The following is a 14,501-nucleotide window of genomic DNA, read 5'->3' as shown; positions in this document are numbered from 1 at the left end:
TGACCGGCCTGGTGCTGCGCCGCCCGCCAGCGATGGCCATGCTCGCCTGCCCGGCGCCGTGCAGCGGCAGCAGGGTACAAGGGAAAAGAGGCCTGCAGCCGCCTTTTATCCGTCTTTAGATTTCCGGGTCGCTCACGACAATGGCAGGACACGAGTTGTCATGCCATCATGGAATCCAGCCAAGAAAAAAGCCTTCCGGCGTCCGAACGCAAGCTGCAGAAAGCGCGCGAAGACGGGCAGGGTGCGCGCTCGCGCGACCTGTCGCACCTGGCGATTCTGGGTGCGGGTGGCGGCGCCATGCTGGTCCTGGCCCCGACCCTCATGGAACAGCTGCAGCAGGCCATGAGCCACCAGCTGGTGTTCAACGTCAGCACGGTGATGGCCCCCACCACCATGCTGGACCGGCTGCGCACCATGGTCATCGTGGGCCTGGTCGCCAGCACCTTGTTCGCCGTGCTCACCAGCGGCGCCGCGCTGCTCAGCGCCATCGGCGCCGGCGGCTGGATCTTCAGCAGCAAGCCCATCAGCCCGCAGTTCAACCGGCTCAACCCCCTGTCCGGCGTCGCCAACCTGTTTTCCAAGCAGCAGATGGCCAACGTGGCCAAGATGGTGCTGATGACGGCCATCATCTCCGCCGTGGCCTGGCACTACATGGCGGGCAGCATCGAGCGCGTGGCCATGCTGGTGCTGCAGCCTTCGCCCATGGCCATCCGCCAGATGTCCGAATGGCTGGTCTCCGGTGTCAGCCTGATGCTGCTGGTGGTGTTCATGGCGGCCCTGATCGACGTGCCCCTGCAGGCCTACTTCTTCCGCTCGCGCCTGAAGATGTCGCACGAGGAAGTCAAGCAGGAGCACAAGGAGTCCGATGGCGATCCGCACACCAAGGGCCGCATCCGCCAGAAGCAGCGCGAGATGGCCGACGGCGCCAGCGTAGCGGCCGTTCCCAAGGCGGACTTCGTGGTGATGAACCCCACCCACTATGCCGTGGCCCTGAAGTACGACGACAAGACCATGGCCGCCCCGCAGGTGATCTCGCGCGGCACCGACCTGGTTGCCATGCGCATCCGCGACCTGGCCAAGGCCCACGACGTGCCCGTGCTGCAGTCGCCCATGCTGGCCCGCGCCCTGTACGCCCATGCCGAAATCGACCAGGCCATCCCTGCCACGCTGTACGCCGCCGTGGCCCAGGTGCTGGCCTATGTGTACCGCCTCAAGGCCGCCCTGCGCGGCGAGGGGCAGATGCCGGGCGAACTGGTCGAACCCTTCGTGCCACCTGAGCTCGATCCGCTGAACAAGACCTCTCCCTCCACCGTGCAAGGCAGCGCGCCATGAACCAATTGAACACCCTTCGGCAATGGGCGGGCAACAACAGCTCCGCCCTGCAGGGCATGTCGGCGCCCCTGCTCGTGGTGGCCATCCTGGCGCTGATGGTGTTGCCCATCCCGCCCTGGATGCTGGACACCTTCTTCACCCTGAACATCGCCGTGGCGCTGATGGTGATGATGGTGTCGGCCTACATGGTGCGGCCGCTGGACTTCGCCGCCTTCCCCTCGGTGCTGCTGCTGACCACGCTGATGCGCCTGTCGCTGAACGTGGCCTCCACCCGCGTGGTGCTGCTCGAAGGCCACACCGGCCCCGGTGCCGCCGGTGCCGTGATCGAGGCCTTCGGCCACTTCCTGATCGGCGGCAACTTCGCCGTGGGCCTGATCGTGTTCGCCATCCTGGTGGTGATCAACTTCGTGGTGGTGACCAAAGGTGCCGAGCGCATCGCCGAGGTCTCGGCCCGCTTCACCCTGGACGCCATGCCCGGCAAGCAGATGGCCGTGGACGCCGACCTCAACGCCGGCCTGATCGACGAGAAGGAGGCCAAGCGCCGCCGCGCCGAAGTGGCCGAGGAAGCCAACTTCTTCGGCTCCATGGACGGTGCCTCCAAGTTCGTGCGCGGCGACGCCGTCGCCGGCATCCTGATCCTGCTCATCAACATCATCGGCGGCTTCACCATCGGTGTGCTGCAGCACGACCTCTCGGCCAAGCAGGCCGCCGACAGCTACATCCTGCTGGCCATCGGTGACGCCCTGGTGGCCCAGATCCCCGGCCTGCTGATCTCCGTGGCCGCCGCCATGGTGATCTCGCGCGTGGGCAAGGAACAGGACATGGGCCGCCAGATCGTGCAGCAGCTGTTCATGTCGCCCCGCGTGCTGGCCGTGACGGCCGGCGTGCTGATCCTGCTGGGCCTGATCCCCGGCATGCCCCACCTGGTGTTCCTGGTCATCGGCGGCGGCATCGGCTACTGGGCCTGGACCCTGCACCAGCGCCAGCAGGTGCCTGTGGAAGCCCCCGCACCGCCCCCCGTGGCCACCGACGGCGAAGCCACCTGGGACGACCTGCAGCCCGTGGACCTGCTGGGCCTGGAGCTGGGTTACCGCCTGATCACGCTGGTGGACAAGAGCCGCCAGGGCGACCTCTTGACCCGCATCAAGGGCGTGCGCCGCAAGTTTGCGCAGGAAGTGGGCTTTCTGCCGCCGGCCGTGCACGTGCGCGACAACCTGGAGCTCAAGCCCAGCGGCTACCGCATCACGCTGCGCGGCGTGGTGGTGGGCGAAGGCGAGGCCTTCCCCGGCATGTTCCTGGCCATCAACCCCGGCGGCATCACCACGCCGCTGATCGGCACGCCCACGACCGACCCGGCTTTCGGCCTGCCCGCCCACTGGATCGACGACCGCCAGAAGGAAGCGGCGCAAATGGCCGGCTTTACGGTCGTTGATTCGGAAACCGTGATGGCGACGCATTTGTCACACTTGATGCAAGTGCAGGCAGCCAAGTTGCTCAGCCGCACGGAAACCCAACAACTGGTGGAACACGTCGCCAAGCTGGCCCCCAAGCTCATCGAAGAAGTCGTCCCGAAAATGGTCTCCATCGCCACGTTCCAGAAAGTCCTCCAGCTGCTGCTGGAAGAGTCTGTGCACATCCGCGATATCCGCACCATCATCGAGACCCTGGCCGAGCACGCCGGCGGCATCTCCGACCCCGTGGAGCTGGCCCGCCGCGTGCGCATCGCCCTGTCGCCAGCCATCGTGCAGCAGATCTACGGCCCGACGCGCGAGCTCAACGTCATCGCCATCGAGCCCGGTCTGGAGCGCCTGCTGGTGCAGGCCCTGGGCAATACCGCCGCCCCGGCGCTCGACCCCGGCGTGGCCGACATCCTGACCCAGAAGGCCGCCGAAGTGGCCCTGCGCCAGGAGGAGATGGGCCTGCCCGCCTGCCTGCTCGTTCCCGACCAGATCCGCAATGCGATCTCCCGCCTGGTGCGCCGCGTCGCGCCCCGTCTGCAGGTCCTTGCCCACAGTGAAATTCCCGAGACCCACACGATCCGCATCGGGCCCATCCTCAAAGGTGCATCATGAACATCAAACGCTTCCACGCTGCCACGTCCCGTGAAGCACTGGCCAAAGCACGCATGGCCTTTGGCGAGGGCACGCTGATCCTGTCCAACCGCCCCACGGCCAATGGCGTGGAAGTGATGGCCACGGCCGAGGACACCCTGTCCGCCCTGGACAGCGCCGCGGTCGCCAAGCAACCGGCCGCCAGCGCCGCCTCGCCCCTGGTGCAGGCCAGCCAGCGCCAGCAGCAACAACAGCAGCAGCCGCAGCCCCGCGCTGCCCAGCCGATCGCCACGAACCGCAACCCGGTCGAGGAAGACACCGAGCAACTGGCCATGAGCACCCTGTCCTTCCAGGACTACGTGCGCGAACGCATGCTGCGCCGCCGCCATGAAGCGATTGCCGGCCCGTCGGACCCCGTGCCCATGATGCAGCGCAGCCGCGACCGCGCGGAGGAACTCGCCCGCGAGCGCCCGGCATCCCAGGTGGCCCGCCACAACCCGCTGCGCTCCATTCCCATGGACCTGCCCGAGCCGGCCCCACGCAAGCCACAGCGCCACCACCACCAGGAAGCGCCCGCCCTGTCCAACGCGCAGCTCAACGGCCAGCAGAACCTGATGAACGAGCTGCAATCGATGAAGGATCTCATCGAGGACCGCTTCAACACGCTGGCCTGGCTGGGCCAGGCGCGCCAGAACCCGATCCAGTCCAATCTGATGCTCAAGATGATCCGGGCCGGCTACTCGCCCGCCCTGGCCCGCGCCGTGCTGGAGCGCCTGCCCGAGGACCTGTCGGCTGCCGAAGCCGTGCGCTGGCTCATGGACGTGCTGGAACGCAACCTCAAGACCGATGCCGGCGCCCTCCCCCTGTACGAGCAAGGCGGCATCTTCGCCATGGTGGGCTCCACCGGCGTCGGCAAGACCACCACCACGGCCAAGCTCGCAGCCCTGTGCGCGCGCATCCACGGCCCCGGCAGCGTGGGCCTGATCACGCTGGACACCTACCGCGTGGGTGCCCATGAGCAGCTGCGCACCTATGGCCGCATGCTGGGCATCGTGGCCCACCTGGCGCACGACCGTGCGGCGCTGCAGGACCTGCTGGGCCTGCTCAGCGGCAAGAAGATGGTGCTGATCGACACCACCGGTGTCGCGCCGCGCGATCCACGCAAGCGCGACATGCTCGACGTGCTCGACCTGCCCCACGTCAACCGCCTGCTGGTGCTCAACGCCGGCTGCCACGGCGACACGCTGGACGATGTGCTGACCTCGTTCAAGACCAATGGCTCGCAGCAGGCCATCCTGTCCAAGGTCGACGAGGCCGTAAAGCTCGGCCCCTCGATCGACGCGCTGATCCGCCACCAGATGGTGCTGCGCGGCGTGACCAACGGCCAGCGCGTGCCCGAGGACTGGGAGGCTGCCGACGCCCACCAGCTCATCGGCACCTCGATGCGGGCACCCGTCAAGTCGCCGTTCGATCCCAAGGCCAGCGACCTGAATTTCTTTTTCTCACACTCGCCAGAACTGGTGACGGACAGGGGGTTGGTCGATGCTTGATACCGGCTTTCACCAGGCTGCGAGCCTGCACAGCTTCACCCCGCAGACCGAGTTGCGCGTGCTGGCCGTGGCCAGCCAGGAGCAGCCCGGCAGCGGCCTGGAAACCCTGTGGCAGGTCTGCGCCAGCCTGCAGCGCCTGGGCTACCCGGTCGTGGTGCTCGACGCCACGGGCTACGAGTCCGAGGAATCGCCCGGCCTGTACCACCTGCTGCGCCAGGCCCCCTGGCACGATGGCCTGGAAGGCGGCGCCAATGCCTCCTCGCTGGCGGTGCTTCCCGCCGCCCGGGGCCTGTGGCAGCTCACCCGGACCGATCGCCCGCCCCATGTCTCGCCGCTGCAGGACATCCAGCCCTACTTCCGCGCCTACAGCATCCTGGTGCTGCATGCGCCCGCCCCCCTGCTGGGGCAGTTGCTCACCCACACCCGCACCACCCCGCTGATGGTGATGGAGGGCGGCTCCGCCGGGGTGCTCACCACGTACAAAAGTCTGAAACAGATGGCGCAGTACACCGGGCTGTCCTGTACAGTGGCGGCCCTGGTGCGCGGCTCGGGAGTCCGGGAGCGCCGCAAGACCCTTGTCGCCTTGCAGACATTGCAGGACTGCGCCGAGCGCCACCTCGGCGGGCACGTGCACACTACGGCCGTCTCCACGCAGAACCCGCAGGACCTGCAGCGCCTGGCCTTGCAACTGCTGGAAAACGCGGGCACCATCAATGGGTCGATGGTGGCAGCTGCGGCATCCAGCAGCTTCCCATCCACGCCCGCACATCTCGTCCGGAGCCACTGAACTGATGTACACCGCCAAAGGCCAGCTCGATCGTGATGCGATGATTCGCCAGCACGTACCCCTGGTACGGCGGATCGCCCACCACATGATTGCCAAGCTGCCTCCCAATGTGGAGCTGGATGATCTGATCCAGGTCGGCATGATGGGCCTGGCGGAAGCCCTTTCGCGCTACGAAGCCGCCCAGGGCGTGCAGTTCGAGACCTTTGCCACCCAGCGCATCCGCGGTGCCATGCTCGATGAACTGCGCGAGGGCGACTGGATGTCGCGCAGCTCGCGCAAGAGCCAGAAAGACATCGAGCAGGCCGTCAACCGGCTGGAGCAGCGCCTGGGCCGCAGCCCGCTCGAGTCGGAGATCGCCACCGAGATGGGCATGCCCCTGCCCGAATACCAGAACCTGCTGGGCAAGGTGCGCGGCACGCAGCTCGTGTACCTGGAGGACATGACCCATGGCAACGAGGAGGACGATGGTTTCCTCGACCGCCATGTGGGTGATGAGGCGGCCAACCCGCTCGAGATGCTGCGCGACCACCGCCTGCGCTCGGCGCTGGTCAGCGCCATCGAGTCGCTGCCCGAGCGCGAACAGCACATCATGGGCATGTACTACGAGCACGACATGAATCTCAAGGAGATCGCGGCCGTGCTGGGCGTCACCGAATCCCGGGTGTGCCAGCTGCACAGCCAGTCGATTGCCCGCTTGCGGGCGAAGATGCGAAGTCATTAGGCGTACAACCCCCTGAGGCGCTTTCGCGCCTTCACCCCTTCTCTCGAATTACTGCGTAATTCGGGAAGGGGGACGCAGCCCGTGCGGCGGGGCGGCCCTTGCACGGCTGCCCTGGTATGGGCAGCGCGCTATCCACGGCCTGCTCTTGGCGCTGGCGCGCTGCAGCGTATATGTACTAATACAAACTACAAACTCAGAATTGTGGCCATACAGTGCGGCCTTGCGGCGCCTGTGGCGTGCGCCGATCAGCCCGCGGAGCGGTAGATCTTGGCGATGCCGGGGGCGTTTTGCTTGCCGCCCAGGCCGTTGCCGTAGGTGGCGTTGGCGGAGCTGTCCTGCGAGGGGACGAGCACGGCGGTCTGGCGGTCGGTGATGGCGGCCAGGCGGGCCAGGCTTTCGCGGTGCACCACGAGGGTGGCGGCGATGGCGTCCATGCGGGCCTGGAGGGCGGGGGTGATGGAGCTCACCTGCTGGCGGGAGAGATCCAGCGCATACGAAAAACGGGCTGCGGCATCGCGCAACCCGGTGCTGGCTTGTTCCAAGGTGGGGGCGTCGGCCTTGAGCAGGGCGGCAGACACTGCCTCGATGTGCTGCTCTACGGCTTGCAGGGCGTCTTCCAGCGGCATGCTCACGGGTGTTTCCTGGTGGATGCGGCGGGTGCGCCTGCGAGAGGCGATGGCGCGCTAGCCGCGCGAACGGGAGAAAATCTCTTGGGCGTTGGCCAGCAGCTTGTCGGCAATCGCGCCGGCGCTGACCGAGAAAGTACCCTTTTCGATGGCTGCGCGCACGGCGGCCACCTTCTTCGTGTCGAAATCGCTCGCTGCACGGGTGGTCTGGTCCAGGGCCCGCGCCGCAGTGGAAACCGTCACAGGCACGCCGGGGGCAGGAGCCGCCGTGGTGCTCTGGGCCACTCCTTGGGGTGCCGCAGGGGCAGGTGCGGGGGTTTTGGCCTGCTTGGCCTGCCCCGTCTGCGCCAGTGCGCCCGGAAGTTCCGGTTGTTGACCTATCTTCATCGCCTTCTCCAGCGCTCCGATGACACGGAGCTCGTAGCAATGTTTTCGACCCTTCGGCGCTGGACTTTAGCTATTTATGCAGGTGTGATGCATCAAAGGGTAACGTCAACCGTCCCATTTTCACCCACAATACCAGAGATGGTGCGCCCATTATCCATGCGGACCCGCACAGTCTGGCCTACGGCGCCCGCAGTGAGCGCCTGGCCTGCCGAGGTTACCGCATATCCGGGGCCTTGTGCCACCACCCGCACCTGGGCCCCGGCCTTGAAGATGCTGGGCGGGCGCACCATCGACTGGCGCAAGGCCTGCCCCGCGACCAGGGGGCGCGAGGCGATCTGGCCGACCCACTGGTCGGGATTGGCCACCACCGCGGCGGCGTCGGCCGCCCAGTCCACTTCCGCCTCTGCTGCATCGGTGGCCGCCAGCACGGCCCCGGAGGCCACATTGCCCGTCAGCACCCATGCCGGCCCGAAGGCCTTGACCGTGACCGGCAGGAACACGTTCCAGGCGGTCTGCCCCTCCACGCAGCGCAGGCCCAACCGGGTGCGCCCCCACAGGCGCGAGCCCGCAGGCAGGTAGGGTTCGACCCGGGCACAGGGCGCCAGGCGCAGCCGCGTGTCCAGCGCACCGATGCTCACCTCCATGCGCAGCGGCAGGCCCGCGGGCTGGTTGCGCGTGATGGCGTCGTCCAGCCAGCGCTGGGTCAGGGCGGGCAGCTCCGCCGCCGGGTCGGCCACGGACTGGGCCTGCGCCGCGTTGGCCAGCCATGCGCATGCAAGCGCGGCGAGCACAGTGCGGCCAGCGGTGGACAAGATGGGAAATGCGGGTGCCATGGGCGCCTCCTGGTGGGTCAATGCGGCCCTGCAGCGCGGTGCACAGGCCATTTCACGACCACCACTGTAGGCCCAGCCGCCGCTGCCGAAGCCCCGAACTGCGACCCCAAACGCAGGCTCTTCGCGCTTTAGAAAATCCGGGCGGTTTTCATAATCGAGCCACGCCAGAAAACCGTGTTTGCTGGCATTTCGCAACCTGGACGTGAGGCAGACATGCTTGACAAGATGACCAACCGGCTGGACTTCCACGGCAACGCACTGATCCTGCGTGCCGAGCGCCAGCGCGCCATCGCCAGCAACATCGCCAACGCCGACACCCCCGGCTACGTCGCGCGCGACTTCAAGTTTTCCGACGCGCTGAGCAACGCCACGGGCGAGCGCTCCTCGTACACCGAATCGCCCCACCGCCTGTCCACCACCACGCTGGGCAACTCCGGCTACACCACCCAGCGGCCCACGGTCACGATAGGCACGGACCCGCGGCACATCACCGCATCCACCGCCGACGAAGGCTCGTCGGCAGAGCTGGGCGGCAAGGGCAAGCTGGCCTACTCGCTGCAGACCCAGCCCGCGCTGGACAACAACTCGGTGGACCTGGACCGCGAACGCGCCGCCTTCGTGGACAACGCCGTGCGCTACGAGGCCACGCTGCGCTTCATCAACGGCAACGCCAAGACCATGCTCAGCGCCATCCAGGGCCAGTAACGAGCCCCACCGCGACAGAAGAGGCACCCCACCATGTCCATGTTCTCCATCTTCAACGTCTCGGGCAGCGCCATCAGCGCGCAGTCCCAGCGCCTGAACGTCGTGGCCAGCAACCTGGCCAACGTCGACGCGGTGGCCGGCCCCGACGGCAATGCCTACAAGGCCCGCCAGGTCGTCTTTCGCACCACCAACATGGGGCAGGAGGGCTCGGACGGCGTGCGCGTGAGCGCCATCACCGAGAGCAACGTGCCCGGCCGCAAGATCCACGACCCCAGCCACCCCTCGGCCGACGAGCAGGGCTATGTGACCCACTCCAACGTCAATGCCGTGGAAGAGATGGTGAACATGATTTCCGCGTCGCGCTCCTACCAGAACAACGTCGAGGTGATGAACACGGCCAAGTCACTTCTGCTCAAGACCCTGCAGATGGGCCAGTAACCCGGGAGACCCTTGCCATGATCCTCAACGCCACCAACGCCACCACGACCGCCGACACCGCCAACGCCAAGGCGACGGCCGCCAACGACCCTGCCGCCTCCCAGGACCGGTTCCTCAAGCTGCTGGTCGCCCAGCTCAACAACCAGGACCCGATGAACCCGCTGGACAACGCCCAGATGACCTCGCAGATCGCGCAGATCAACACCGTCACGGGCATCCAGCAGCTCAACACCACCATGGCCAGCATGGCCGCCCAGTTCAACTCGCTGCAGGTCATGCAGGGCACGACCCTGGTCGGGCGCAATGTGCTGACGGAGGGCTCGGGCATGACCGTGGCCGACAAGGTGGGCAAGGCCGGATTCGAGATCGCCTACCCCGCCACCAAGGTGGAGGTGGAAGTGGTGACCCCCGGCGGCCAGGTGGTCGACACCTTGGACCTGGGTCCCAAGGACGCGGGCCGCCACAATTTCGAATGGGACGCCAGCGGCTACAAGGGCTCCACCGAAGGCCTGCAGTTCCGCGTCAAGGCCGTCAACGGCACCACCACGCTCGAATACACGGCACTCACCCAGTCCAAGGTCACGGCGGCGGGCGCCACCGATGGCCAGCTCGTGCTCACGCTGGCCAACGGCAAGAACATCAACTACGGCCAGATCAAGTCCATCGTCTGACGACGGACCCCGGCCGCCCCCTCCCCCGATCCCCCGCACACGCCCCTCAAGGAGAACACCATGGGTTTCCAGCAAGGCCTCTCCGGCCTGAACGCCGCCAGCAAGAACCTGGACGTCATCGGCCACAACATCGCCAACTCCAACACCGTGGGCTTCAAGGCATCGCGGGCCGAATTCGCGGAAATGGTGGCCAATGCCATCGGCTCGGCCGGCGGCACCAATGCGGGCATCGGGGTGGAAACGGCCGCAGTGGCCCAGCAGTTCACACAGGGCAACCTGACCATCACCGGCAACAGCCTGGACGTGGCGATCAACGGCAACGGCTTCTTCACCCTGCAATTGCCCGATGGCTCTGCCGCCTACACCCGCGCCGGCAACTTCAAGCTGGACAAGGTGGGCAACATGGTGACCAATGACAACGCCAAGGTCATGGGCTACCCGATCGACCCCACCACCGGCCTGCGCACGGGCACCGACCCGATCCCCATGGTGTTCCCCACTTCGGAGCCCATCCCCGCTAAGCAGACCACCCGCATCGACGCCGCCTTCAACCTGGACGCGCGCGCCACCGACGCCGCCGGCGACCCGGCCGCCACGCCGCCCGTGCCCGCCACGCCGCGCGCCACCTACGGCACTTCGATCAACGTGTTCGACAGCCAGGGCGTGGCCAAGCCGGTCAACCTGTACTTCCAGAAGACCGCCACGGACAACACCTGGGACGTCTACGACGCCCTCGACGACCCCACGGCCGTGCCCCCCGTGGTGGCCACGGCCATCGGCCAGATCACCTTCGACAACAACGGCGTGATCACCGGCCCGGCCGCCACACCGCCCGCCACCGGCTTTGCGCTAACGCTGAACGTCAACCCCACGCCGCCCAACCCGAACAACCTGCCCGCCTACGACGTCGAGGTGAACCTGGACAACGTGACGCAGTTCGGCCGCAAGTTCTCGGTGTCCGACCTCTCGCAGGACGGCTACACCGCGGGCGACCTCACGGGCATCAACGTCGAGAACAACGGCATGATCATGACGCGCTACTCCAACGGCGTCACGCGCGCCGAAGGGCAGATCGCGCTGTCGAGCTTCCGCAACACCCAGGGCCTGGCCTCGGTGGGCGGCAACAACTGGGTGGCCACCTTCGAATCGGGCCAGCCCGTGATGGGAACGGCCACGGACGGCAACTTCGGCGCGCTGCGTTCGGGTGCGCTGGAAGACTCCAACGTCGACCTCACGGCCGAGCTCGTGAACATGATGACCGCGCAGCGCACCTACCAGGCCAATGCGCAGACCATCAAGACGCAAGACCAGGTGATGTCCACCCTGGTGAACCTGCGCTGACCCACCCCTGATCCCCTGACCGGAAGCCGCCATGGACCGCATCATCTACACCTCCATGACAGGTGCCAGCGCCGCTGCCCACCGGCAGTCGGTGCTGGCCAACAACCTGGCCAATGCGTCCACCAACGGCTTCCGCGCGGAGATGTCCACCTTCCGCTCCGTCCCGCTGCAGGGCGATGGCTCCACCACACGCGTGTTCGCGCTGGAAGCCACCTCGGGCTATGTCGACAAGCCGGGCCCCGTGCAGCGCACGGGCCGCGCCCTCGATGCCATGGCCGTCGGCAATGCCTGGTTCGCGGTGCAGGGCCTGGATGGCGTGGAGGCCTACACCCGCAATGGCGGCTTCGAGGTCTCCCCCACCGGGGCGCTGCTGACCAACACCGGGCTGCCCGTGCTCTCGGATGGTGGCGGCCCCATCGACGTGCCCCCCAACGCCGAGGTGTCGATCGGATCGGACGGCACCCTGACCGCCAAGACGGCGGGCCAACCCCCGGCGGCCATCGGGCGCCTGAAACTGGCCACGCCCACCGCCGAAGACCCGCTCAAGCGCGGTGACGACGGGCTGTTCCGCGCCACCTCGGGCGAACAGATCCCGAACGACCCCAATGCCCGCCTGCTGTCGGGCGCGATCGAAGGCTCCAACGTGAATGCGGTGGAAACCATGGTCGGCATGATCGCCGCCTCGCGCCAGTTCGAGCAGCAGATCAAGATGCTGCAGACCGCCGAGGCCGATGACAAGGCCGCCAGCCAATTGCTGAGCATCAACGGCTGAACCGCCACCAGCCCCTAGGAAAACGCCATGATCAATTCCCTCTGGATCGCCAAGACCGGCATGGAGGCCCAGCAGACCCAGCTGGACGTCATCTCCCACAACCTGGCCAACGTGTCCACCACCGGGTACAAGCGCGCCAACGCGGTGTTCGAAGACCTGATCTACCAGAACCTGCGCCAGGTGGGTGCCCAGACCACCGAGCAAAGCCAGTTGCCCACCGGTCTGCACCTGGGCCTGGGGGTGCGCACCGTGGCCACGGCGCGCAATTTCATGCAGGGCAGCATGCAGCAGTCCAACAACAACCTGGACGTGGCCATCAAGGGCAATGGATTCTTCGAAGTCACGCAGCCGGACGGCACCATCGGCTACACGCGCGACGGCTCGTTCCAGCTCGACTCGCAGGGCCGCCTGGTGACCGCCAGCGGCCTGCCCATTGCCAACGGCATCACCGTGCCCGCCAACGCGACCAGCGTCTCCATCAGCGCCGAGGGTGCCGTCACCGCCACCGTGCCCGGCAACACCGCGCCACAGCCGCTGGGCAACATCGCCATGGCCACTTTCGTGAACCCGGGCGGCCTGGAGCCGCGCGGCCAGAACCTGTTCATCGAGACGGCGGCTTCGGGCCAGCCCCAGCAGGGCACGCCCGGCACCAATGGCCTGGGCACCATCATGCAGGGCTACCTCGAAACCTCCAACGTGAACGTGGTGCAGGAACTGGTGACCATGATCCAGACCCAGCGCGCCTACGAAATGAATTCCAAGGCCATCCAGACCTCGGACCAGATGCTGGCCAAGCTCAGCCAGATGTAACCCGCAGACCGGTCACAAGCCGCCCCGCCAGGACCTTCACCATGACTTTCCTCCACGCCTTCCAGGCCGCACGCGCCCGCCTTCTTGCATGGCCCACCCTGGCCGCCGCCGTGCTCGGCACGGGCTGCGCCAGCCTGTCACCGCCGCCGCCCGTGGACATCCTGCCCACCACCCCGCCGCCCCTCGCCGCAACCGCGCCACGCACGCCGCCCCCCGTCACCGGCGGGCTGTTCCACACGGCCAGTTACCGCCCTTCGTTCGAAGACCGGCGTGCGCGCCTGGTGGGCGACAACGTGACCATCCAGATCGTGGAGAACGTGACGGCCAGCCAGAAGTCCTCCTCCACCGTGGACCGCACCTCCAAGATGACCAGCGGGGTGACGGCACTGCCCTTCACCAGCCAGAAGTTCACCAACAAGCTCGGCGTGGGTGCCAATTCGGAAAATGCCTTCGAGGGCAAGGGTGGCACCGAGAGCGCCAACACCTTCCAGGGCTCGATCACCGCCACCGTCGTCGATGTGCTGCCCAACGGCCACCTGGTGGTGACCGGCGAAAAGCAGATCGGGGTGAACCAGAACGTGGACGTGCTGCGCTTCTCGGGCACCGTGGACCCGCGCGCACTGCAGCCCGGCTCCATCGTGGCATCCACCCAAGTGGCCAATGTGCGCGTGGAATCGCGCGGCCGCGGCGCACAGAACGAAGCCCAGGTCACCGGCTGGCTCGGACGCTTCTTCAACACCGTGACGCCGTTCTGATACAAAATGTGACGCCGGGGCGCATTGCCCGTGCCCCGGCCTGTCTTTTTTGTGCTGTCAGATTCGAGGTTTCCGATGCCCTTTCTTCGCCGCTCCCTGGCCTGCGGCCTGATGACCCTTGCCGCCGCTGCGTTCTCGCCAGCGGCCTCGGCGCAGGGGACCACCTATGCCTACTCCGTGGCCCTCACGGTGACGGCGCCCAAGGGCTCGGCCTCCGAGGCCGTGTCCAAGAACAAGACACTGCCCGCCGGCATCAAGTTCTCGCCCTGCGATGCGACCGCGCTCGACCAGTTCGCCTTCACCATCAAGTACGACGCCGGCAAACCCGGGGTGGGCACCACCCCGAGCACCCTGCAGAACGTGTACCTGATCTTCCACCGGGAGAGTGGATTCGTCTTTCCCCTGGTGCGCTCGCCCCTGATCACCACCGGAGCCATCTTCAAGGTGTACGTGGGGCCGGGGAACATCCAGACCACGGACGCCTACATCGCCACGGCCGACAACCTCGGTGGCGCCCAGACCGAAGTGGTGCTTGGCGGCAACCTCACGCTGCACGGCCTGGACGCGGGTATCTGGATGGTCACGGCCATCATAGCCCCCGCCGCCACGGTCAATTTCGACGACCCGCGCACCTGGAGCGCGTGGGACACCGTGCCGTTCATGCTGCGCAAGCCCTGGAAGGGCTTCACCAACAACTACTGCGAGTAACCGCCTGCCGGCCT

At 67.0% G+C, this 14,501-nt stretch carries 16 protein-coding genes; 13 read left to right on the top strand and 3 right to left on the bottom strand.

Annotated features, from left to right (window positions below; genetic code table 11):
• The first annotated feature begins 168 nt into the window (after positions 1-168).
• Genes AC3WOH_RS29280 through AC3WOH_RS29260 form a run of 5 tightly spaced genes read left to right on the top strand, consistent with a single transcriptional unit; the run spans position 169 to position 6,441 of the window.
• Positions 169-1,332: an EscU/YscU/HrcU family type III secretion system export apparatus switch protein gene (locus AC3WOH_RS29280; RefSeq protein ID WP_492232819.1), complete on the top strand. Its 1,164-nt coding sequence runs from the start codon at positions 169-171 to the stop codon at positions 1,330-1,332.
• Positions 1,329-3,404 (top strand): flagellar biosynthesis protein FlhA, encoded by a 2,076-nt coding sequence (gene flhA / locus AC3WOH_RS29275; protein ID WP_492232818.1) that lies wholly within the window; start codon positions 1,329-1,331, stop codon positions 3,402-3,404. The genes AC3WOH_RS29280 and flhA overlap by 4 nt, the downstream gene beginning before the upstream one ends.
• The gene (gene flhF, locus AC3WOH_RS29270; protein ID WP_492232817.1) at positions 3,401-4,933 is read left to right on the top strand and encodes a flagellar biosynthesis GTPase FlhF; all 1,533 of its coding nucleotides are present in this window, start codon (positions 3,401-3,403) and stop codon (positions 4,931-4,933) included. The genes flhA and flhF overlap by 4 nt, the downstream gene beginning before the upstream one ends.
• Positions 4,926-5,720, top strand: coding sequence for a hypothetical protein (locus tag AC3WOH_RS29265; protein ID WP_492232816.1), 795 nt, complete (start codon positions 4,926-4,928; stop codon positions 5,718-5,720). Before flhF ends, AC3WOH_RS29265 begins: the two co-directional genes overlap by 8 nt.
• A gap of 4 nt (positions 5,721-5,724) precedes the next feature.
• Complete coding sequence (locus AC3WOH_RS29260) at positions 5,725-6,441, top strand: RNA polymerase sigma factor FliA (protein WP_184860549.1); 717 nt, start codon at positions 5,725-5,727, stop codon at positions 6,439-6,441.
• A gap of 245 nt (positions 6,442-6,686) precedes the next feature.
• Here the strand turns inward: AC3WOH_RS29260 and AC3WOH_RS29255 are convergent, their stop codons facing one another.
• The 3 genes from AC3WOH_RS29255 to flgA form a co-directional block, all read right to left on the bottom strand.
• Positions 6,687-7,067, bottom strand: a complete 381-nt coding sequence (locus AC3WOH_RS29255) for a hypothetical protein (protein WP_492232851.1) — start codon at positions 7,065-7,067, stop codon at positions 6,687-6,689.
• Between the two features lie 57 nt (positions 7,068-7,124).
• Positions 7,125-7,454 (bottom strand): flagellar biosynthesis anti-sigma factor FlgM, encoded by a 330-nt coding sequence (flgM, locus tag AC3WOH_RS29250; protein ID WP_184860547.1) that lies wholly within the window; start codon positions 7,452-7,454, stop codon positions 7,125-7,127.
• Positions 7,455-7,546: 92 nt separating this feature from the next.
• On the bottom strand, positions 7,547-8,287 hold the full coding sequence (gene flgA / locus AC3WOH_RS29245; RefSeq protein ID WP_492232815.1) for a flagellar basal body P-ring formation chaperone FlgA: 741 nt from the start codon (positions 8,285-8,287) through the stop codon (positions 7,547-7,549).
• A gap of 213 nt (positions 8,288-8,500) precedes the next feature.
• Here flgA and AC3WOH_RS29240 point away from each other — a divergent pair, with 213 nt between their 5' ends.
• The 8 genes from AC3WOH_RS29240 (at position 8,501) to AC3WOH_RS29205 (ending at position 14,487) form a co-directional block, all read left to right on the top strand.
• Positions 8,501-8,992, top strand: coding sequence for a flagellar basal body rod protein FlgB (locus AC3WOH_RS29240; RefSeq protein ID WP_492232814.1), 492 nt, complete (start codon positions 8,501-8,503; stop codon positions 8,990-8,992).
• A gap of 33 nt (positions 8,993-9,025) precedes the next feature.
• Complete coding sequence (gene flgC, locus AC3WOH_RS29235; protein ID WP_409959578.1) at positions 9,026-9,430, top strand: flagellar basal body rod protein FlgC; 405 nt, start codon at positions 9,026-9,028, stop codon at positions 9,428-9,430.
• A 17-nt stretch (positions 9,431-9,447) separates the two neighbouring features.
• Positions 9,448-10,101: a flagellar hook assembly protein FlgD gene (locus AC3WOH_RS29230; RefSeq protein ID WP_492232813.1), complete on the top strand. Its 654-nt coding sequence runs from the start codon at positions 9,448-9,450 to the stop codon at positions 10,099-10,101.
• Positions 10,102-10,161: 60 nt separating this feature from the next.
• Positions 10,162-11,442, top strand: coding sequence for a flagellar hook protein FlgE (gene flgE, locus AC3WOH_RS29225; RefSeq protein ID WP_492232812.1), 1,281 nt, complete (start codon positions 10,162-10,164; stop codon positions 11,440-11,442).
• A gap of 31 nt (positions 11,443-11,473) precedes the next feature.
• Complete coding sequence (gene flgF, locus AC3WOH_RS29220) at positions 11,474-12,214, top strand: flagellar basal-body rod protein FlgF (protein WP_492232811.1); 741 nt, start codon at positions 11,474-11,476, stop codon at positions 12,212-12,214.
• Positions 12,215-12,241: 27 nt separating this feature from the next.
• Positions 12,242-13,024: a flagellar basal-body rod protein FlgG gene (gene flgG, locus AC3WOH_RS29215; RefSeq protein ID WP_492232810.1), complete on the top strand. Its 783-nt coding sequence runs from the start codon at positions 12,242-12,244 to the stop codon at positions 13,022-13,024.
• 41 nt (positions 13,025-13,065) lie between these two features.
• Positions 13,066-13,779 (top strand): flagellar basal body L-ring protein FlgH, encoded by a 714-nt coding sequence (locus AC3WOH_RS29210; RefSeq protein ID WP_492232809.1) that lies wholly within the window; start codon positions 13,066-13,068, stop codon positions 13,777-13,779.
• A gap of 75 nt (positions 13,780-13,854) precedes the next feature.
• The gene (locus AC3WOH_RS29205; RefSeq protein WP_492232808.1) at positions 13,855-14,487 is read left to right on the top strand and encodes a hypothetical protein; all 633 of its coding nucleotides are present in this window, start codon (positions 13,855-13,857) and stop codon (positions 14,485-14,487) included.
• Positions 14,488-14,501 lie beyond the last annotated feature (14 nt).

It is taken from the genome of Acidovorax sp. FW305-C-20-28 (assembly GCF_058783375.1).
This window is presented reverse-complemented; position numbering and strand designations above follow the sequence as displayed.